The sequence below is a fragment of the Streptomyces sp. NPDC097981 genome, from assembly GCF_040302565.1.
Classification (GTDB): domain Bacteria; phylum Actinomycetota; class Actinomycetes; order Streptomycetales; family Streptomycetaceae; genus Streptomyces.
The window spans coordinates 1-20190 of record NZ_JBEORW010000044.1; the positions used below are offsets into that span (position 1 = coordinate 1).

Genomic DNA, 20190 nt, shown 5'->3' on the forward strand with positions numbered 1-20190 from the left:
ATGAGGCGATGATCGTCCGCACAGAGATCCTGCCGCAGGCCCCGCAGGCGTCCCCACAAGGGGGACGCCGGCCGCCGGGCCCGTGGTCCGTCCGCAGGCGGATCCGCTACTTCACCGATCCCGCCATCACGCCCTGCACGAAGTGCCGCTGGAAGGCGAAGAAGACGATGAGCGGGACCACCAGCGACAGGAACGCACCCGGAGCGAGCACGCCGATGTTGCTTCCGAACTGCCGCATCTGGGACTGCAGGGCAACCGTGAGGGGCTGGGAATCGCTGTCCGCGAAGAGCAGCGCCACGAGCATGTCGTTCCAGACCCAGAGGAACTGGAAGATGGCCAGGCTCGCGATCGCCGGCCGGCCGAGCGGCAGCACGAGCCGGGAGAAGATCCGCCACTCGCTGCCGCCGTCCATCCGGGCGGCTTCCAGCATCTCGCGCGGTATCTCGGCGAAGTAGTTGCGCAGCAGGAAGACCGCGAACGGCAGCCCGTAGGCCACGTGGAAGACCACGACGCCGGCGATCGTGCCGAACAGCCCCACCGCTCCGAAGAGCTTGGCCACCGGCAGCAGCCCGATCTGCACGGGTACGACCAGCAGCCCGACGACCACCAGGAAGATCCCGTCCCGGCCCGGGAATTCCAGCCACGCGAACGCGTATCCGGCGAGTGCCGCGATGCCGACCACCAGGACGGTGGTGGGAACCGAGATCAGTACGGTGTTCCCGAAGGCCGCCGCGATGCCCGAGTCCTTGAGCAGGGCGGTGTAGTTGTCCAGGGAGAGTTGGGACGGATCGGCCAGCGCGGTCCACCAGCCGTCGGAGGCGTTGTCCCGCTCGGACCGCATCGAGGACAGGAACAGGCCCGCCAGCGGGGTGATCCACACCAGGGCGACCAGGATCAGCAGGCCCTGTACGGCCGAACTGCCCAGCAGGCGCGACAGCCGGCCCCTGCGGCGCGGTCCCGGCGCGGTCGGGGCCGGGACCGGCCGGACCGGCGTCGCCCGCCGTGACGCCCGCCGGGATGCCCGGCGCTCGATGGTGCTGTGGCCGCTCATGCCCCGCTCCTTCGGAAACGCCGGATGTTGAAGACCATCGCCGGGACGACCAGCAGGAGGAGCACCACGCTCAGCGCGCTGCCCAGCCCTTGGTCGTTGCCGCCGCCGAAGGAGACCAGCCACATCCGGGTGGCCAGTACGTTCGCCTCCTCCTGGACCGGTCCCGGCGCGATGATGTAGACGAGGTCGAAGACCTTCATCACGTTGATCACCAGGGTCACGAAGACCACGGTGAGCACCGGCGCGAGCAGCGGCACGGTGATCCTGCGGAAGATCTGGCCCTCACTGGCACCGTCCATCCGCGCCGCCTCCAGCGCGTCGCGCGGGATCGCCGCGAGCCCGGCGCCGATCAGGACCATCGCGAAGCCGGTCCACACCCACAGGTAGGCGCCGATGATGGCCGGCGTCACCAGCGCCGGGCCGAGCCAGTTCACCCCCTGGTAGGGGGCCGCGAAGTTGGCCGCGGGCAGCCGTACGGTGTACTCGCCGTCGGCCAGCCCGGTGAAGCGGAACGACCCGTCCGCGGAGGCGGTCGCGGTCGCGGCCACCCGGCCGTCCCGCACGGCCTCGACCGTCATGCCGGGCAGGCCCTTCTCGCCCGGGTCGACCTTGCCCGGCGTACCTGCGCCACCGGGTGCGAAGTCGAGGTAGACCACGCCCCCGATGCCGTCCGTGCCGGGCGCGGCCGCGGCGGCGGCCTCCGCGCCGGCGGGTATCGCGTCGGGTGCCACCCCGACGAGGCCGAGGGTGACCGAGCCGCCCGGACGGACCGTTTCCCTGGTGCTGTAGGGTCCGCCCGCCCTGCCGGTCAGGCCGTGGCCCTCGCGGGCCCGGGCGGTCGGATAGGCGGCGGCGCCGTCGAAGGTGTCGTGGACGCCGACGACCACCGCGTTGAGCACGCCCCGGTTCGGGTCCTGCTCGTAGGCGAGCCGGAAGACGATGCCCGCGGCGAGGAACGACACGGCCATCGGCAGGAAGAGCACCAGTTTGAACGCGGTTGCCCAGCGCACCTTTTCGGTGAGCACGGCGAGCATCAGCCCGAGTCCGGTCAGCAGGAGGGGGGCGACGACGACCCAGATGGTGCTGTTGCGGATCGCCTTGAGGGTGGCCGGGTCGTGGAGGATCGCCGCGTAGTTCCCGGCTCCCACGAAGCGTTCGCCACTGGCGTCGAAGAGACTGCGGCCGAGGGAGAAGACGACCGGGTAGACGACCAGTGCACCGAGCAGCAGCAGCGCCGGAAGGACGAAGACGATCGCGAGGCGGCGTTTCCTTCGCTGGGCCCGGCGCCGCGGGTTCGCCGCGGCGCGGGCGGTCAGGGTGTCAGCCATGACGGGCCGCCTCAGTTCCCGTACGCCTTGGCGGCTGCGGCCTCAAGCTCCGCGGCCGTGCCCTGGGGGTTCGACGGGTCCCGCAGGAAGTCCTGGAGGAGCTTCCATTCCCCTGCTCCCTTGGTCCCGCCGAACGCGGCCGGAGCCTGGTCCGACATGTCGAAGCGGACCGAGTCGCCCGCCGCGACCAGCGACTTGGCGGTGTTGCGGGTGGTGTCGTCGCCGTACGCGGCGGGGTCGACCTTGGTGTTCGGGGACAGGAAGCCGCCCGCCGAGGCCCAGACCCCGGCCGCCTCGGGTCCGGCCAGGAATTCGAGCAGCTTCATGCCGGCCTTCCCGTTCTTGCCGTCCTTGAGGACGACGGCCGCGTCGCCGCCGCTGACGACCGGCGCCGCACCGCCCTCGACCGCGGGGAACGGGAAGAACTTGGCGTCCTCACCGAGCTTCTTGCCGAACTGGTCCTTGGCGATTCCGCCGACGAAGTCGCCCTCGTAGACCATGCCCGCCTTGGGCTCGGGGCCGAATACCTGCTCGACCGAGGAGGGGAAGTCGGTGCGCAGCGCGGTCTCGGCGCCGCCTGCGACGAGCTGCTTGTCCTTGAACAGGTCGCCGAGGGTGGTCAGCGCCTTGACGACGCTGTCGTCGGTCCACTTGATCTTGTGCTGGGCCAGCTGGTCGTACTTCTGCGGCCCCGCCTGCGAGAGGTAGATGTTCTCGAACCAGTCGGTGAGGGTCCAGCCGTCCTCGCCGGCCACGGCGAAGGCCGGGCGGCCGGAGTCGGCGAGGGTGCGGCCGGCCTTCAGCAGGTCGGCGTAGCTCTTGGGCTCGCCGACGCCGGCCTGGGCGAAGGCCGCGGGGGAGTACCAGACGGTGGACTTGTGGGCGGCCTTGAAGTAGAGGCCGTAGTACGTGCCGTCGACGGTGCCGTAGTTCTTCCACACCGGGGCGAGGGTGGAGTCGGCGGTCTTGGCGGCCTGGTCGGACAGGGGCTGGAGCCAGCCGGCCTTGGCGAACTGCTGGAGCACGCCCACCTGGGGAACCATCACCACGTCGGGCGCGTTGCCTCCCTCGATCTTGCTTCCGACGAAGGTGGAGACGTTGTCGCCGGAGGGGACGAAGACCGTCTTGGCGCCGGTCTTCTGGGTGAAGGCGTCCAGGACCTTCTTGAAGTTCTTCTGCTCGCTGCCGGTCCAGACGCCGGCCACGGTCACGGTCTGGCCGGCCAGTTCGCCGCCGCTCGCGGGTGCGGTCGTGCCGCCGCACGCGGTGGCGCCGAGGGTGAGGGTGAGGGCCGCCGATGCGGTGGCCGCGATCCGCCGGGTGGTCTTGCTGGGTCGTCGCATGAGGGGTCCTTTGGGTTTCGCGCGGGGGAGGGGAAGGGGAGGCGGAGGCCGGGTTCGCACCGGCCTCCGACGGGTTCACGAGGTCGGGCACTCCGCCGTCCACCAGGCGGCGGTCGCCGGGGGGAGCACACCGTCGGGACAGGGCCCGCTGGCGAGCAGCGGGGACCCGGGGACCGGGGCGGGCACCGGCTCCGTGCCGAAGTTGACCGCGCAGATCAGGCCGTCGCCGCGGGCGATCGCCAGTACTTGCGGGGGTGCGTCCAGCCAGCGCAGGGTGCCCTCGCCGAGCTGTGGAAGGCTGCGCCGCAGCTGGAGGCTTTCGCGGTAGAGGTGCCAGAAGGAACGGGTGTCGGCCAGGGCGCGGTCGGTGGCGTGCTCGGCGAACCACTCGGGCTGCGGCAGCCACGGTCTCGTACCGGCCATGCCCTGGCTGAAGCCGAACGGGGAGGCATGCCCCGACCAGGGCAGCGGCACGCGGCAGCCGTCCCGGACGTGCTTGCGGCTGCCCGTGCGGTGGAAGATCGGATCGGTGAGGACCTCGTCCGGGAGGTCGAGGACCTCGGGAAGGCCGAGCTCCTCGCCCTGGTAGACATACGCCGCACCGGGCAGCGCGAGCATCAGCAGGGCGGCGGCGCGGGCGCGGGCGGCTCCCAGTCCGCTGCCTTCCACGCCCGGCTCGCCGGCGTAGCGGGTGACCGTACGGACCTGGTCGTGGTTGTTGAGCACCCAGGTGACGGTGGAGCCGGTGCCGGCGATGTCGCGTATCGCCTCGGTGATCGTCGAGCGGAAGGCGTCGGCGTCCCAGGGCGCGCTGAGCAGGTCGAAGAAGAACGCCTGGTGCAGTTCGTCGGGGCGGACGTAGTCGGCGTGTTCGCGTGCGGTCGGCACGGACACCTCGCCGACCAGCAGCCGCTCGTGGCCGTCCCGGGCGGTGTACTCCTCGCACACGGAGCGCCAGCGGCGCCATACGCCGTGGACCTCGGGCCGGTTCCAGGCGAGCTGGTTGACGGCGTCGCGGGCGCGCTCATCGGCTCCGGGGTCGTCGGAGTCGGGCAGCTCGGGGTGCTTGAAGAGTCCGGCGGCGACGTCGATGCGGAAGCCGTCGACACCGCGGTCCAGCCAGAAGCGCAGCACCTGCTCGAAGTCGTCGCCGACGGCCGGGTCGCGCCAGTTCAGGTCGGGCTGCTCGGGCGTGAAGAGGTGCAGGTACCACTCTCCGGGGGTGCCGTCGGGCTCCTGGACCCGGCTCCAGGCGGGACCGCCGAACATGGCGCGCCAGTTGTTGGGCGGCTCGGCCCCGTCCGGACCGCGGCCGGGCGCGAAGTGGAAGCGGGAGCGCGGCGCGCTGCCCGGTCCGGCGGCGAGCGCCTCGCGGAACCACGGGTGCTCGCTGGAGCAGTGGTTGGGGACGATGTCGAGCAGCAGCCGGAGCCCGAGGCGGCGGGCATCGGCCACCAGCCGGTCGAACTCGGCGAGGTCGCCGTAGACGGGGTCGACGCCGCAGTAGTCGGCGACGTCGTAGCCGTGGTCGTGCTGCGGCGACGGGTAGAAGGGGCTGAGCCAGATGCCGTCTACACCGAGCTTCCTCAGATAGGGGAGCCCGGCCCGTACGCCGGCCAGGTCGCCGATGCCGTCCCCGGTGCTGTCGAGGAAGCTGCGGACGTAGACCTGGTAGATCACCGCGTCGCGCCACCAGGGGGCAGAAGTGGTGGTGCGGGAGGGATGGCCGGTGTCGGCCGGAAGGGTGCTGAGCATCTCGCGTCGACCTGTTTCTGCTGAATGCGAGAGCGCCCCGGATCGGTGCGCTGTTATGCATGCATGTTAAGTAGCGGCGACTGGAAGGTGTCAACGATGTGTCCGAAAAGAACGCAAAGTTGGGGTGGTTTGTTCTGAAATGCCCAGATGCACAAAGAAGGGCCTCTACTTAACATGTAAGTAGAGGCCCTTGAGGGAGAGAGAAGTGCGGTCAGCCCTTGCGGGAGATGGACCCGAGTTCGTGCGCAAGCCGCGCCGCCGCCTGCTCGGGCGTCTGGCGCAGCGCCATCACGTCCTGCGCCACGGCCTGCACGGCGAGGCTCACCTGGTCGTAGCGCGGACTCTTGGGGCGCGGCACCGCCGACAGCACGCTCTGGCGCAGCGTGGGCAGGTACGGATACGCGCGGATCAGCTCGGGGTCCTCGTACAGCGCGGCACGCACCGGCGGCAGCGAGCCCTTGGTGAGCACCTGCCGCTGGACCCGTTCACTGGTGAGGTAGGAGATCAGATCGGCCGCCGACGCCGGATGGCGCGCATGGCTGCTCACGGCGAGGTTGGAGCCGCCCAGCACGCTGGTGCCGGGCCCGTCGGCTCCGGGCAGCGGCACGGCGCCGAACCTGCCCGCGACCTTCGACCCGTCCGCGCCGGCGTCCGCGTACACGTACGGCCAATTCCGCAGGAAGAGCAGCCGGCCGTCCTGGAACGCCTGCCGCGACTCCTCCTCCTTGTAGCCGAGCGCGTCGCGGGAGATCCAGCCGTCCCGCACACCGTCCGCGAGGAACCGCAGTCCCGTGCGCGCCGCGGCGGAGTCCACGGTCACCCGCGTGCCGTCGTCGCGCAGGATCGAACCGCCCGCCGAGTGCACGGCCTCGGTGACGTTGACGGTGAGCCCTTCGTACGGCAGGAACTGCCCGGCATAGCCGTCCAGTCCGTACTTCGGGGCGATCGTGCGCGCCTGACGTGCCAGCTCGGCCCACGTGCGCGGCGGCTGCTCGCCCTCCCTGTCCAGAATGTCCTTGCGGTAGTAGAGCAGGCCCGCGTTGGTGACGTACGGGACCGCGTACAGCCGGCCGTCGAAGGTCGCGGTGTCAACGACCGGCCGCAGGAAGGCGTCCAGCGGGAAGCGGTCGCGGTCGAGCGGGGAGATCCATCCGGCCGCCGCGAACTCGGAGGTCCAGGCGACGTCGATGTTCAGTACGTCGAACCGGTCGCGACCCGAGCGCAGTTCGCTGATCATCTGGGCCCGGGTCTCGTCGGCCGAGTCGGGCAGTTCGACGAGCGTGACGCGCTCGTCGGGATGCCCGCGGTTCCAGTCGTCGAGCAGCGGGGGGAGGTAGTCGGTCAGATCGCCCGCCGTCACGAGTGTCAGGGGGCCGCGGCCCCGCGATGCCGCACCCGCGTCGGCGTGGACACCGAAACCGGAATACCCCGCCACCAGTACCGCCGCGACCAGGAGAGCTCTACCCGCGGCACGCATCCACCGCATAGATTCCTCCCAGTGCACGATCCGGCTGCGCCGCCGACCATAGTGGCCTATATATACCCGTTAGGCATGGGCGATACTAGACGTCCAGGCAGACAGGACGGACGGCGGCGCCACTCGGCCCGGTGGCGAGTGAACCGTTGACTACGGAGCGGGAAGGAGGGGGCGAGTGCGGCTGGCGCTCCTTGCGCTCCTCACCGGTAGCCCTGCGCACGGTTACGAGCTGAAGCAGGACCTTGAGAAGCTCCTGGGCGCCGCGTACCCTCAGCCCAACGTCGGCCAGATCTACGTCACCCTCGGCCGGCTGGAGAAGAGCGGCCTCATCGAAGGCGAGGACGTCGAGCAGTCGGGCCGGCCCAACAAGCGTACCTACAGGCTGACGGACGCCGGGCGCGAGGCCGTGCTGGCCTGGTTCGAGGAGACCGCCGAGGAGCCCCGGGTACGGGACGAGTTCTTCATGAAGCTCGCCCTCGCACCGCGGTCGGGTCTGGCCGATCCGGTCGCGCTGATCAACAAGCAGCGGCGGCAATACCTCAACACCATGCGGGACCTGTCCAAGCTGGCCGCAGCGGAAGACCGCGACAACAAGATCTCCCAACTGCTGATCGAGGGCGCCATGCTGCACCTGCAGGCCGACCTCGACTGGCTGGAACGCTGTCAGGAGGAGCTGGAATGAGCGCAGACGCCGCGACCGCTCCTGCCGCGCCCATCGTGCGCGCCGAGGGCCTGACCAAGACGCACCACGGCGAGGGCGTGCCGGTGCACGCCGTGCGCGGGGTGGACCTGTCCGTCCAACCCGGCGAGTTCGTCGCCGTCACCGGGCCGTCGGGCGCCGGCAAGTCCACGCTGCTGCACCTGATCGGCGGCCTCCAGCGGCCCGACGGCGGGAAGCTGTGGATCGGCGGAGAGCGGGTCGACGCGTACCGCGAGGCCCGCTGGGCGGTCCTTCGGCGGCGCAGCATCGGCGTGGTCTTCCAGTTCTTCAACCTGGTCTCCAACCTCACCGTCGCCGACAACGTCGAACTGCCCGCCCTGCTCGCCGGCGCCTCCCCGAAAGCCGCCCGCGAGTCCCGCGCCGAGCTGCTCGCCGAACTCGGCCTCGAAGGGCGTGAGCGGTCGATGCCCGGCGAGCTGTCCGGCGGCGAACAGCAGCGGGTCGCACTCGCCCGCGCGCTGGTCAACCACCCCACGCTGCTGCTCGCCGACGAACCGGCCGGCAGCCTCGACAGCAAGGGCACCCGCGAGGTGCTGCGGCTGCTCTCCCGGTTCCACCAGCGCGGCCAGACGATCATGATGGTCACCCATGACGCCCGGATGGCGAGTGCCGCCGACCGCGTCATCAGCTTCTTCGACGGGCGCATAGCCGACGACGCGCAGCTCGGTGACGGACCCCGGCGGCCGGCCGGCGGGGTGTCCGGCGTACTGGACCTGGAACTGGAACCGAAGGAGTGACCGTGCGGGCCACTCTGCGCTGGGCGCACGCCGACTTCCGCGCACACCGCGGCGAAGCCCTCTTCGTCGTACTGGCCAGCGCCGGGATCATCGCCTCGCTCCTGCTGGCCGGCGCGCTGTTCAGCTACGCGGCAAACCCCTGGCAGCGGATCTTCAACCAGTCCCACGGTGCGCACATCTGGCTGAACACCCGCGCCGGGGCGAACACGGACGCGCTGTCCGCGGTGGACGGGGTCCAAGCCCTCTCCGGGCCCTACCGCACGGCGGCGACGACAGTCGCATCACGTGGCGCCCGGGTCGGGGTGACCCTGCGCGCGACCGATGGCCCGCTCCCGCAAACCGGACGGCCGCTCGTCACCGCAGGCAGCTGGCTCGACCGGCCGGACGACGGTGCGCGGGCCGCCGCCGTGGTGCTGGAGACCTCGGTCGCGCGGGCGCTCTGGGCGGAGCCCGGCGACACGGTACGGGTGACCGGACCGGACGGCGCCCCGCACGTCCTGCAGGTGAGCGGAATCGCGGACGTGGCCGAGCCCCGCTACCACCCGGGCGGCGGGCCCGGCGTCGGCTGGGTGCTCTCCGGCACCCTCGACGGGATCGCCCACGGCGACACCGGGCAGAGCGTGGGCCTGCGCCTGGCGGATCCGGACGACACCGACTTCATCGTCCAGCGCGCGGTGACCGTTCTCGGTGCTGACCGGGTGACCCAGGTCACCAAGTGGCAGCAGGCGCGGGCCGAGGCGGGCGGCGACGACCGGCTCCTGGGAAAGATGTTCGCCGTCTTCGGACTCGGCGCGCTGCTCGCGGCGGCGCTCGCCGCGTCCGGGGCGATCGGCGCCCGGGTCCGCGGCCAGCTGAAGGACATCGCCGTCCTCAAGGCCGTCGGTTTCACCCCAGGCCAGGTGACCCGCGGCTTCCTCGTCCAGCACCTCGCCTTCGCCCTCCTCGGCGTGACCCTCGGCACGGCGGCGATCGCCCTGCTCGGCGCCCGGATCCCCGGGCGGATCGGGGAAGCGGCGGCCGTGTGGCAGGGCCTGCCCGGCCATACCGCACTCATGATCGGCGTCCCCTGCGGCGCGGTGCTGCTGATCGCGGCTGCCACCGGCGTCTCGGCCTGGCGGGCCGGACGCGTGCCACCCGTGCCGGTGGCACGCGCGGCGCTGCCGACCGCCGCGCCGATGACCGCCCTCGGCAGGCGGGCCCTCGGCATGCGGGTGCCGCCCGCCCTGGTCCTCGGGTGGCGTGCGGCGTTCCCGCGGCGGGGCCGGACGCTCGTACCGGTGGCCCGGCTCGCCCTGCCGCTGGTCCTCATCACGGTCGCGCTCGTCGCCTGGTCGACCCTGGAGCAGTTCCACAGCCGTCCCGCGCAGATGGGGCTGCCCGCGGCGCTGACCGTACGGGCCGAACAGGGCGCCGGGGTGTCCGACGCGGAACTGGAGAAGACCCTCGCGGCGGTCCCGGACATCGCCGCCGTCCATCCGGGCGCCGAGATGGCGGCGCTCGTACCGGGGCAGACCGGAACCATCACGCTCCGCGGGCTGGGGACGGCCGGTGACCCCTACCCCTCGAAGGTGGTGGAAGGACGGGCCGTCGGCGGTCCGGACGAGGCGGTGGCCGGACAGGGGCTCCTCGACCTCCTCGGCGTACGCGTCGGCGCGTGGGTGCGGATGACCGTCGAGGGACGGCCGCAGATCCTGCACCTCGTCGGGCGCACCATCGAACCCGAATCCGGCGGCCGGGTGATCACGACGACCATCGACGCGCTGCGCGAGCGCGATCCGGGACTGCGCCCCGACTTCCACGCCCTGGTGCTGCGCAAGGGCACGGACCCCCGGGCGGTGAGCGCCACGCTCGCCGCCGCGGCGGGTGGAGCGCTGGAGGTACGGGAGACGCCCGATCCGGTGGACCGGTTGGAACCGGCGCGCGGAGTGATCGCCGCGCTGATCGCGGTGCTGGCGCTGATCGGGCTGATCGAGCTGATGACGCTGATCAGCACTGGCGTACGCGACCGGGGGCGGGACCTGCTCGCGCTGAAGGCGATCGGGCTGACGCCCCGGCAGATCGGTTCGATGATCGTGACGGCCGCCGGACTGACCGCGCTGGCATCCGCCGTGGTGGGTACGGCCGTGGGGGTGCTGTCCGGCAGGTGGCTGGTGGACACCCAGGGCGCGTCGAGCGGGATCGGCGCGGGAATCGCCCAGCTGCCGCCGCTGCCGTTGCTGCTGGCGGTGGTTGTCGGGGCGGTGCTGGGCGCGGTGGTGGCGGCGGCGCTGCCGGCGACGCGGACGGCGCGGCGGAGGCTGGCGGACTCGCTGAGCGAAACGCTCTGACCCGGGCCGCGGGGTGAGCCGACCCGGCGCCTGCCGTCCTGGGCGTGCGACGGGAGTCCCGGCGGCCGGAGCCGGGTGTCAGAGCGTCCGATTAGTCTGCGGGCCATGATCGACACTTCCGAGGGTTTGCCGTGTGACGTGGACGAGTTGTTCTCGGATCCGGGACTTCTCGTCTCGGCCGAACCCGAACGGGTGCTGGCGCTGGCGGATCGGGCGCGCGGTGCGCGAGCCCGGTTCGTGGCCGCCGTGTACCGGGCTTCGGCAGACGTGCACCGGGACATCGGCGCCGCCCGCCGCCGTCAGGTGCTGGCCCTGGACGCGGCCCGGCTGGGCGACCCGGACCTGGCCGCGTGGTTCGCCGCCGCCGAGGTGACCGGTGAACCCCCGGCGCAGTGGCGGGTGGGCTGGGCCGACGGCTCCCTGGCGGACCATCGGCTCCTGCGTTCCCTGACCGGTCACAGCAGCCCGGTGACGGCGGTGGCCACGGCGGTGGTCGACGGCCGGCCGGTCGCCGTCACGGGCAGCCGGGACAAGACGGTGCGCGTATGGGACCTGGCCACGGGCCGCCCGCTCCACGAGCCGGTGACCGGCCGTACCGACCCGGTGTCGTCGGTGACGGCAGAGGCCGTGTCCGTGACCACGGTCGTGGCGGACGGGCACCCCGTGGCCCTCACCTTGAACACCGACGCGTCGGTGCTCGTGTTCGACCTCGCCACCGGCCGTCAGACCGGGGAGTTCGTACGGGTGGTGGACAGCACCACGATGGACGGCCGCCCTGTCCTCCTCACCATCGGGGTGGACCGGACCGCGCACGTGTGGGACATGGCCACGGGCTGCCAGGTCGGCGAATTCCCGCAGGTGACGGACACGGCGATGCTGAACGGGCGTCGCGTGGTCATCACTTCCGGAGCGGACGGGACGCTCCGTGTGCGGGACGCGGCCACCGGCCGTCACGTCGGGCAGCCGCTGCCCGTGGAGAGGGCCGCATCGCTCGACGGGCGCCCGCTCGCCCTCACCACGGGGGCGGACCAGAGGCCGCGCCTGTGGGACCTGACCACCGGCCACCCGGCCGAGGGCCCGCAGGCCGCCGCTTTCCACCTGCAGTCGTCCGACGCCGCGGACATGTCCTACGTGACCGCGGTGACGGTGCTGGAGGGGCGGGTCATCGCCGTCGCGGTCGACACGGGAGAGGAGGAGTTCCTCCAGGACGTGACGACCGGTCACAGGATCGGCGCGGTGGCCCGCGGGGAGGAGACCGCCGTGCTGGGCGGCCGCCGCGTCGCCCTCACGGCCGGATCCGACCGGATCCTGCGCATCTGGGATCCGGCGGCCTCCCGTCAGGACGCGGACGGCGTACGCGTGGTGGAGACCGCCGTGCCGAGCGGACAGAGCGTGGCCCTCGCCGCCGACGTCGGCCGGGAAGCGCGCGTCTGGGAGCTGCTCACCGGCCACCGGGACGGCCGGTCGGGCCCGGGCGGCACCGCAGCGGCCGACGCGCAGGGCGCCACGCAGACCCTGGTGCTGGACGGGCAACCGGTCTCCCTCACCGCTGAGGAGGACGGGCTGGTCCAGGTGCGGGATGCGGCCACCGGGCTGCCCGTCGGCCGACCGCTCGGCGGCCATACGGGCCGGGTCTGGGACGTGGCCGCCACCGTCATGGACGGGCGTCCCGTTGCCGTCACCGCGGGCGAGGACCACACGGTCAGGACCTGGGAGCTGGATCTCGGCGACACCCGGGACGGCGGCCAACCCCGGTCGGGAAGTGCCGGTTCGGTCCTGGCGGCCGCCACGGCCGTCGTCGAAGGACGGGACGTCGTCGTCACGGCAGGTGCCGACCGCGCCGTGCGGGTCCGGGACCTGGCCACGGGGCGGCAGGCAGCCGAGGCCCTCACCGGTTTCGACGGCGAGGTGTCGGCCGTGGCCACCGCAGTGGTGGACGGCCGGGCCGTCGTCATCGCCGCGGATCCGGTCGCCAGGGTGCACATCAGGGACCTGGCGGGCGGGCGCCCGCTCCACGAGCCCTTCGCCGGCCACCACGGCAAGGTGCTGGCCCTGGCCGCCGCGGTGCTGGAGGACGGGCGGCCCGTCGCCGTCACCGCAGGCTCGGACCGGACCGTGGGCATCTGGGACCTCGTCTCCGGGCGACAGGCCGGCGAACCGCTCGTGGGCCACTCCGGCAGGATCCCGGCCGTGGCCACCACCGTGCTGGGCGGACGGCCCGTCGCCGTCACGGGGAGCTGGGACAAGACGGTGCGCGTATGGGACCTGGCCACCGGGCGGCAGGTCGGCGAACCCCTGACCGGGCACACCGACTGGGTGACCGCGGTGGCCACCGCGGTCGTGGACGGGCAGCCCTGTGCGGTCACCAGGAGCCGGGACCACACCGTGCGCCTGTGGGACCTCGCCTCCGGGCAGCAGGCCGGCAGCGTCCCGGCACGCCACACGGGATCGGGCCGGGCGATGGCGGTCACCACCGTTGCGGGGCGGCCCGTGGCGGTCGTCGGCCAGGAGCGGACGGTGGAGCTCTGGGACCTCGCCACCGGCTGTGAGGTGGGGCCCGAGTACGTACTCCCGCTCCCGGTCGGAGCGCTCACCACAGCGCCGGGCGGAGCGCTGGTGGTCGGGTTCGGGCCGGAGGTCGCGGTACTGGGCCGGCGCTGAGACAGCAGGGCGAAACGGCCGGAAGGGACGCACGCCGACTGCCGGGCGCGAATTCCGCTTTTCAGGGCGGGAGATGGGATTCCGGTCATCCTCCTGGACGTGGCAACGGGCGTGTTGAAATGATCCATGGCCTTACCTCTTCCATTTGAGCAAAGGCCAGAGCATGTTGACGTTGTCTCAGCGATCCCACTCCCGGCGATCCGGGTGGGTCGCCGCGCTCGCCGCGGCGGCCCTCGCGATACCCGCACTCGGTGCCCCCGCGCGGGCGGCGACCCCCGGCGACCCGGCCACCGCATCCTCCTTCAACCTCAAGTCCGGGCCGGACCTGAGCGGCCCGGTGGCCGATCTGAAGGCCGCCCTGCCCACGCAGGGCATCCAGGACCTGCTCGACCAGGGCAACCGGATCGCCAAGACCGGTGCGTCGTGCACCACCGACCCGTTCGGCACCGGCGACAACGGCGCGGCGCTCGCTCCGGCCCGGAAACTCTGCTGGGACGGGGGTGACGCCGACACCGAGGAATGGATCCCGCAGGGCATCACCGGCGTGTCGGACGCCCAGGCCGACGAGCTCTGGGGCAGCCGCAAGCCGCTGGTCACGGCCTGGTACGACAAGGCGAGCACCAGCCTGTGCACGGCCGACCCCGGCACCTGCCCGGACAAGGGCGTACGGCTGTCGTTCCTGGACCCCGAGACGCCCGTGGCCGGCGACCCCGACGGGCGCCGGTACCGCCACGTGCTGCTGGTGGAGCCGTACTACAACTCGTACGGCAATGCCTCGTACAAGGCGATCGACGTCCATGCCGGGGGAGTCGCCTGGTACAAGTACTACCTGTACGTCGCGGACACCATGAACGGCCTGCGCGTCTTCGACATGCGTTCCGTCCTCGACCTCAACCCGGACCAGAACGCCTCGGTGGACGACACCACGCTCGACGGTCTGAAGAGCAACGTCAGGGACGAGACCAAGATCGGCCGGCAGAGCAACGTCTACTACAGCCACACCTACCGGTACGTCATGCCGCAGGTGGCCTCGTACAAGTTCGTCTCCGCCCAGGGCAATTCGTCCGCGGGGACCTGCGTGGCCACCGGCGCCCCCAAGGCGTCGTACATCTCCGTCGACCGCAGCGACACCGCCGCCCCCGCGCTGATCATGGGCGAGTACTGCAACTCCGACGACACCCACCCCGAGAAGGGGCGGGTCGGGGCGCTGCCCATCGACGATGCCACGGGTCTGCTGAAGACGGCGGGCGGGGTGGTCAACGCGACGTCGGCGTACTACCTCCCGCGCGACCTCACACAGGGCGCCGCCCGCTACAACGGGATGTACTACTTCAACCGCAGCTACCTCGACAACAGCGGAAGCCTGCGCCGCGCCACCGTCACCGGCGGCCGGCTGGTGGACTACGGCAGCAACATCACCAACGCCGTGGGCCCCGAGGACCTGTACATCGAGCACGGCCAGAGCGTGCCGGGCGGCGGCACCCAGTACCTCTGGTCGCTGACCGAGCACCGCGCGGACGGCACTGCGGGCTGCACCGACGCCGGCTCCCCGTGCGGCCGCGTCATCTACGCACACCGGCTGAGCGACATCCTGGCCCGTCCGTAGCGGCGGAAGGACGGCGTGACCCGGCCCGGCCGGTCATCACACGAACGTTCCGGAACGTCCTCGATGCCGCCGACAGTGCGCTGACCTGACGTTTCCTCGGCCGGGAGAGGGTATCCGGAAGGGGGTGACGTGTACATGACTACACTGGCGAGCGGTACATCCTCCGATCTGACACTGGGAGATCCGTGAAACTCCGCCAAGTTCTCACCGTGGGTGCCGCCGCCGTCGCGGCGCTCGTACTCTCCACCGGAAGCGCGTCCGCCGGTTCCGTGTACGACAGCGCGACCGGCGCGGCCGGCTGGGGCGACTTCAGCTACGCCAGCAAGACCAACGCGTACAGCATCCACCTCCGTCTGCGTGACACCGCCGCCGACGGGCACCACGTCCAGATCCGGGTGCAGTCCATGGACCCGGCCCGCAACGTGTCGAGCTACGCGTGGCGCTCCGTCACCACCGGCTACAACACCGAGGACATCTGGAACACCTCGCTCACGGATTCGCGCGGTATCTGGGCCCTTCGCATCCAGGTGTGCACCTTCGAAGGCGACACGGCACTGTCCTGCGCCACGTCGAGCTGGGACGGCAACAACTACTACTGATCCAGACCCCGCTGGTGCCGGGCCGGTGCCGATCCCGTTGACCGGGACCGGCACCGGCCGCCCGCCCGGCCTCCGCCGCCCGGGCCGCCGCGTGGGCCCGGCCGCCGGGCCGGCTCCCGTAGCCGATCAACCGGCGTCCCACGGTGTCCCAGAAACACGGCAGATGCTCCGGCAGGGATTCCGACGAGACGATCACGCCTCGGGTCGTCGCATGCCCCACCGACACCCGACGGCGGTACAGGCGGCACCCGGAAGGGGGGCGGGCCGCAGGAAGACCCGGGGGCAGGCACCAGTGCACCGGAGTCCGCACGACGCGAGGCTGAAATGGTCTTCGTCGAGCACACTTGGGGGAACTCGTGGTCCACTTCGCCTCGTCGTCCGCGCGCAGCAGAGCTGGGTACCGCCGCGGTCTGCGCGCAGGAGCGGCGGCCGTCTGCTGCTGCCTGCTGCTGACCGGTCCGGCCGTGGCCACCGCCGCCGCTGCCCCCGCCGCACCCGCTGCCCCCGCGCAGGCGCGGCACGAGGCCCGCGGCCGGGGCACCGTGGTCTCCGCCGAGAAGCTGTACGCGCTCGCCACCCGGCAGGCCGTCGCCGACGGGCTGAAGGCGGCCGGCTTCGCAGGCGACACCGTCCGCCACGGCGTGGTCGCCTACAGGCTGGTCTACCGGACCGTCGACGCGTACGGACGGCCCACGACGGCCAGCGGGCTGTTCGTGCTGCCCCTGGGCGGTGGGGCACGCCTGCGGACGGTCTCCTTCGCGCACGGCACCGGCAGCCACAAAGACGACGCGCCATCGATGCAGCGCGGCGGGTTCGTGTCCGCACCGGCGATCGCGCACGCGGCGGCCGGAGCCGCGGCGGTCGCTCCCGACTACCTGGGGATGGGCAAGGGACCCGGTCCGCACCCCTGGATGGACATCGGCTCCGAGACCACGGCATCCCTGGACATGCTCCGCGCGGCCCGCGCCTTCGCACCCCGCACCGGACACGTGCTGGAGCGCGAGGTCATGGTCACCGGCTTCTCCCAGGGGGCCTCGGCGGCGATGGGCCTCGGGCGGGCACTCCAGGCGGGTGAGGACCGCTGGTTCGCGCTGGGTGCGCTGGCACCGGTCAGCGGTGCGTACGACTTCGGCGGCACGGAGCTGCCCGCGCTGATCGACGGCAAGCTGGAGCCCAAGTCCGGTGTGCTGTACGCGGCGTACACCCTGGTGGCGTTCAACCGGCTCCACCCCCTCTACCGCAGCCCCGGGGAGGTCTTCCGAGCCCCCTACGACAGCACCGTCGAGGCGCTCTTCGACGGCGCCCACACGGGGGAGCAGCTGATGCGCGGCACCCCGGGCACCCTCGACGAGCTGCTCACCGAACACGGCCGCGAACTGCTCGCGCACCCGACGGGGCCACTGGCCGCGGCGCTGCGCACCACGGATGCCGTGTGCGCCGACTGGGCACCCCGCGCCCCGGTCCGGCTCTACATGGCGACCGGCGACGAGCAAGCCGTCACCGCGAACACCGAGCACTGCCGGACCGCGCTGCGCGGGAACGGAGTGGACGCCCCGTTCGTCGATCTCGGCGCCGTCGACCACCACGGATCACGCCACCTGGGGTCCAACGTGGCGGCCACGCCGGAGATCGTGCGCTGGTTCGCCGAGCTGCGCCGTTCGCACACGGCTGCCGCGGGCGACGCCCGTTCGGCCTGACGCCCCGTCGATGCGCCGGGCGTCCCCCATCCGGGGCGGTTACGGCCGGTAGTGGTCGTCGCTCGGGACGCGCGCCTCGTCGAACAGGGCCGGGCCGTCCTGCGCCGTGCCGCCCGGCCCGGCCGGCAGGCAGCCGTACGGCGCGTCGCCCGGGGCGATGGCGCGGGCCGCGATGCCGATCGCGCGCCGCAGGAGTTCCCCGGGGTGATGGCCGCATGGTCCGACACCATCAGCGGGTCGAAGCCGAGCCCCTCCACGATCCGCGCCCGGTCGCGCAGGACGTCGGGAGCGCAGAGGGAACTCCTGGCAGACACTGCCCTGTCGCGGCCCCGTCCGCCCCTGACCGGCATCCGCGTGTCTATGTCTTTCGGCAGAGAGGCATATCCCCCGCGCGGCCCACGTCCCGGCGAAACCGGACGTCGATACTGGTCAGCGTGGCATCCACAAGGGTTTCCCGTCGCCCCGACCGTTGTCGCCCGCCCGGCGGAGCGATCCCGGGCGGCTCCGCACGAGCTCTGGCGGAGACGGCCGCGGTGATCCTGGCGGCCGTCGGCGTGGAGGCGGCACTGGTGCGGATCGGCAGTCCGCCGCACCCGGAGTTCAACCTCCTCCTGATCGCCGTGGGCGTCGCGCTCTTTGCGCTGGGCCGCCGCTTCCCCGCCGCCGTGCTCCTGACGCTGGCCGCGCTGACCGGTCTGGCCCCCGGCCTCGGGCCGGTCACCGCGGCGACCGCGTACACGGTGGCCCGCCGGTCGGTGCGGCCCCGCCGGCGGGCCCGGCTGCTGACAGCGGCCGCTGTCCTCGTCGTGGCGTCCGCCACGGCGGCCGCACCCTGGCTCGGCCCGGGATCACTGCCGTACGGGCTCGCCATCGGGCTGGTCCTCGCACCGACCACGGTGATCGTCCCCGGCCTGTCGGGCACGGCACACGGGCAGCAGGAACGCCTGCTGCAGGCGCTGCGCGAGCGCGGTGACGCGGCGGAACGGGCCCGGCGACTCGCCGACAGCGAGGCCCGCATCCACGAACGGTCCCGCATCGCCGCCGAGATGCACGACCTGGTGGGCCACCGGCTCAGCCTCGTCTCGCTGCACTCCGGCGGGCTGGAGCTGGCCCTCGGCCGGGCCGCTCCGGAGCTGCGCGACGAAGCGGTGCTGGTCCGGCGGACCACGCAGGACGCCATGCGCGAGCTGCGCCAGGCACTCGGCGTACTCGGGCCGCTCGGCCGGGACACCGGAGCGGACGTCCTGACCGACGCCACCGGTACCCGGGCCGACATCGAGGAGCTGGTGGCCCGGACCCGCGACGGAGGGGTCGCCGTACGCCTCGACTGGACCGGGCCCGACCTCGACGCCCGGCCGGCCGGGGTGCGCCGGGCCGTGCACCGCGTGGTCCGGGAGGCCCTGACGAACGTGCACCGGTACGCGGCCGCGGCGCACGTCACCGTGACGGTGGCGCACGACGACGAGGCGGTGCGGGTCACCGTCCGCAACGGTGCCCCACCGGGCCCGCCTGCGGCCGCGCACGGACTGGGCACCGGCCGCGGACTCACCGGCCTCAGGGAGCGGGTGGAGCTGCTCGGCGGAGCGTTCGACGCCGCCGCGACACCGTCCGGCGGGTTCCGGGTCGACGCGGCGATCCCGGCCGATCCCCGTGAGGCCCTCGCCGACGCCGCCGCCCCGGAACGGCCCGCGGGCGGGCCGGACACCTCCCGCCCGACCGTCGCGGACGGCGAACCCGGTGCGCCCGAGCGGCGCGGCGCCGAGGCGCTGACGCTCGCGTTCGGGCTGGCGGCATCGTGCGTACTGACCGTCCTCGGAGTCGCGTTCGTGTACGCCGCCCGCCCGTCCGACCACGCAGGGCCGCCTCCGCTGCCCCGCATCGGCATGACGTACGCCGACGTGCGGAGCCTGGGCGTACTGGACCACCCCGCGGTCCGGGCCGCCGCCACCGGCCACGAGCCGCCGCGCCCCGCCGGTACGGCCGGCTGCATCTACCCGTTCAACGGCGCCACCGAGAGCCACCCCGGCGCCCTGACCGTCGCCCGCTACTGCTTCGACGCAGCGGAGCGCCTGATCGCCGTCGACCGTTTCGCCGTCCCGTCGGCGCGGGACACAACGCCCTGGGAGACCCCGTGACCGAACCCGCCCGACCGATCCGCGTCCTGCTCGCAGACGACGAGACGATGATCCGGCACGGTGTCCGCCTCATCCTCCGGCACGCCGGCGACATCGACGTCGTCGCCGAGGCCGCGGACGGGCGGCAGGCCGTCGACCTGGCCGCCGCCCACCACCCCGACGTGGCGCTGGTGGACATCCGGATGCCGGTGTGCGACGGCCTGGCCGCGATCGCACCGCTGCTCGCCCTCGATCCCGCACCGCGCGTGGTGATGCTGACGACCTTCGGCGACGAGGACAACGTCATCCGGGCACTGGGGGAGGGCGCCGCAGGCTTCCTGCTCAAGGACGAGGGCCCGCAGGAGTTGATCAACGCCGTACGGGCGGCCGCCGCCGGCGATTCCGTACTCTCCCCAGGCGTCACCGGGACGGTGATCGCCCGGATGCTGCGCGGCGGCGGACCGGAGGCCGGCGGCCCCCCGCCCGAGGACCACCGGATCGCCCGGCTCACCGCCAGGGAGCGGGAGGTCCTGGCGATGCTCGGTGAAGGACTGTCCAACCAGGACATCGCCGAGCGGCTCGGGATCGGGATCGGCACGGTGAAGACGCACGTCGGCGCCGTCCTGGACAAGACCGGTTCGGCGAGCCGGGTACAGGCCGCGCTCCTCGCGCATCGGACCGGCCTGACCTCCTGATGCCGGGCCTCTGCCGAAAGGCAGAGCCGCGCCGGCCGGACATGGGTCCGAGAGCAGAGGAAACCCGCCCGGTCCACCC

General features: G+C 72.6%; 14 protein-coding genes. 9 read left to right on the plus strand and 5 right to left on the minus strand.

Features of this window, described 5'->3' with window-relative positions:
• Positions 1-106: 106 nt before the first annotated feature.
• The 5 genes from ABTY04_RS32055 to ABTY04_RS32075 form a co-directional block, all read right to left on the minus strand.
• Positions 107-1051 (minus strand): carbohydrate ABC transporter permease, encoded by a 945-nt coding sequence (locus ABTY04_RS32055; RefSeq protein WP_352216945.1) that lies wholly within the window; start codon positions 1049-1051, stop codon positions 107-109.
• On the minus strand, positions 1048-2379 hold the full coding sequence (locus ABTY04_RS32060; protein WP_352216946.1) for an ABC transporter permease: 1332 nt from the start codon (positions 2377-2379) through the stop codon (positions 1048-1050). Before ABTY04_RS32060 ends, ABTY04_RS32055 begins: the two co-directional genes overlap by 4 nt.
• A gap of 11 nt (positions 2380-2390) precedes the next feature.
• Positions 2391-3722, minus strand: a complete 1332-nt coding sequence (locus ABTY04_RS32065) for an ABC transporter substrate-binding protein (RefSeq protein ID WP_352216947.1) — start codon at positions 3720-3722, stop codon at positions 2391-2393.
• 75 nt (positions 3723-3797) lie between these two features.
• On the minus strand, positions 3798-5477 hold the full coding sequence (locus ABTY04_RS32070) for a glycoside hydrolase family 13 protein (RefSeq protein WP_352216948.1): 1680 nt from the start codon (positions 5475-5477) through the stop codon (positions 3798-3800).
• A gap of 211 nt (positions 5478-5688) precedes the next feature.
• Positions 5689-6963 (minus strand): ABC transporter substrate-binding protein, encoded by a 1275-nt coding sequence (locus ABTY04_RS32075; RefSeq protein WP_352216949.1) that lies wholly within the window; start codon positions 6961-6963, stop codon positions 5689-5691.
• Between the two features lie 166 nt (positions 6964-7129).
• Between ABTY04_RS32075 and ABTY04_RS32080 the strand changes: the two genes are divergently transcribed.
• The 9 genes from ABTY04_RS32080 to ABTY04_RS32120 all read left to right on the plus strand — a co-directional run bounded on the left by ABTY04_RS32080 (position 7130) and on the right by ABTY04_RS32120 (position 20111).
• Complete coding sequence (locus tag ABTY04_RS32080) at positions 7130-7636, plus strand: PadR family transcriptional regulator (protein ID WP_352216950.1); 507 nt, start codon at positions 7130-7132, stop codon at positions 7634-7636.
• The gene (locus tag ABTY04_RS32085; protein ID WP_352216951.1) at positions 7633-8412 is read left to right on the plus strand and encodes an ABC transporter ATP-binding protein; all 780 of its coding nucleotides are present in this window, start codon (positions 7633-7635) and stop codon (positions 8410-8412) included. The genes ABTY04_RS32080 and ABTY04_RS32085 overlap by 4 nt, the downstream gene beginning before the upstream one ends.
• Positions 8413-8414: 2 nt before the next feature.
• Positions 8415-10739 carry an ABC transporter permease gene (locus ABTY04_RS32090; RefSeq protein WP_352216952.1) on the plus strand — a complete coding sequence of 775 codons (2325 nt, stop codon included), beginning with the start codon at positions 8415-8417 and terminating at the stop codon, positions 10737-10739.
• 105 nt (positions 10740-10844) lie between these two features.
• Positions 10845-13400 carry a WD40 repeat domain-containing protein gene (locus ABTY04_RS32095; protein ID WP_352216953.1) on the plus strand — a complete coding sequence of 852 codons (2556 nt, stop codon included), beginning with the start codon at positions 10845-10847 and terminating at the stop codon, positions 13398-13400.
• Positions 13401-13572: 172 nt separating this feature from the next.
• On the plus strand, positions 13573-15006 hold the full coding sequence (locus tag ABTY04_RS32100) for a hypothetical protein (RefSeq protein ID WP_352216954.1): 1434 nt from the start codon (positions 13573-13575) through the stop codon (positions 15004-15006).
• Between the two features lie 185 nt (positions 15007-15191).
• Positions 15192-15605: a hypothetical protein gene (locus ABTY04_RS32105; protein WP_352216955.1), complete on the plus strand. Its 414-nt coding sequence runs from the start codon at positions 15192-15194 to the stop codon at positions 15603-15605.
• A gap of 344 nt (positions 15606-15949) precedes the next feature.
• Complete coding sequence (locus ABTY04_RS32110) at positions 15950-17302, plus strand: lipase (RefSeq protein ID WP_352216956.1); 1353 nt, start codon at positions 15950-15952, stop codon at positions 17300-17302.
• 434 nt (positions 17303-17736) lie between these two features.
• Entirely contained in the window at positions 17737-19437 is a 1701-nt protein-coding gene (locus ABTY04_RS32115; protein ID WP_352216957.1) for a sensor histidine kinase, read from the plus strand.
• Complete coding sequence (locus tag ABTY04_RS32120) at positions 19434-20111, plus strand: response regulator (protein WP_352216958.1); 678 nt, start codon at positions 19434-19436, stop codon at positions 20109-20111. Before ABTY04_RS32115 ends, ABTY04_RS32120 begins: the two co-directional genes overlap by 4 nt.
• Positions 20112-20190: the final 79 nt, after the last annotated feature.

What these genes read in the sequence shown, in the direction of transcription:
- ABTY04_RS32055 (WP_352216945.1), bottom strand. Translation starts at nt 1,051, where the DNA reads ATGAGCGGCCACAGCACCATCGAGCGCCGGGCATCCCGGCGGGCGTCA.
- ABTY04_RS32060 (WP_352216946.1), bottom strand. Translation starts at nt 2,379, where the DNA reads ATGGCTGACACCCTGACCGCCCGCGCCGCGGCGAACCCGCGGCGCCGG.
- ABTY04_RS32065 (WP_352216947.1), bottom strand. Translation starts at nt 3,722, where the DNA reads ATGCGACGACCCAGCAAGACCACCCGGCGGATCGCGGCCACCGCATCG.
- ABTY04_RS32070 (WP_352216948.1), bottom strand. Translation starts at nt 5,477, where the DNA reads ATGCTCAGCACCCTTCCGGCCGACACCGGCCATCCCTCCCGCACCACC.
- ABTY04_RS32075 (WP_352216949.1), bottom strand. Translation starts at nt 6,963, where the DNA reads ATGCGGTGGATGCGTGCCGCGGGTAGAGCTCTCCTGGTCGCGGCGGTA.
- ABTY04_RS32085 (WP_352216951.1), top strand. Translation starts at nt 7,633, where the DNA reads ATGAGCGCAGACGCCGCGACCGCTCCTGCCGCGCCCATCGTGCGCGCC.
- ABTY04_RS32095 (WP_352216953.1), top strand. Translation starts at nt 10,845, where the DNA reads ATGATCGACACTTCCGAGGGTTTGCCGTGTGACGTGGACGAGTTGTTC.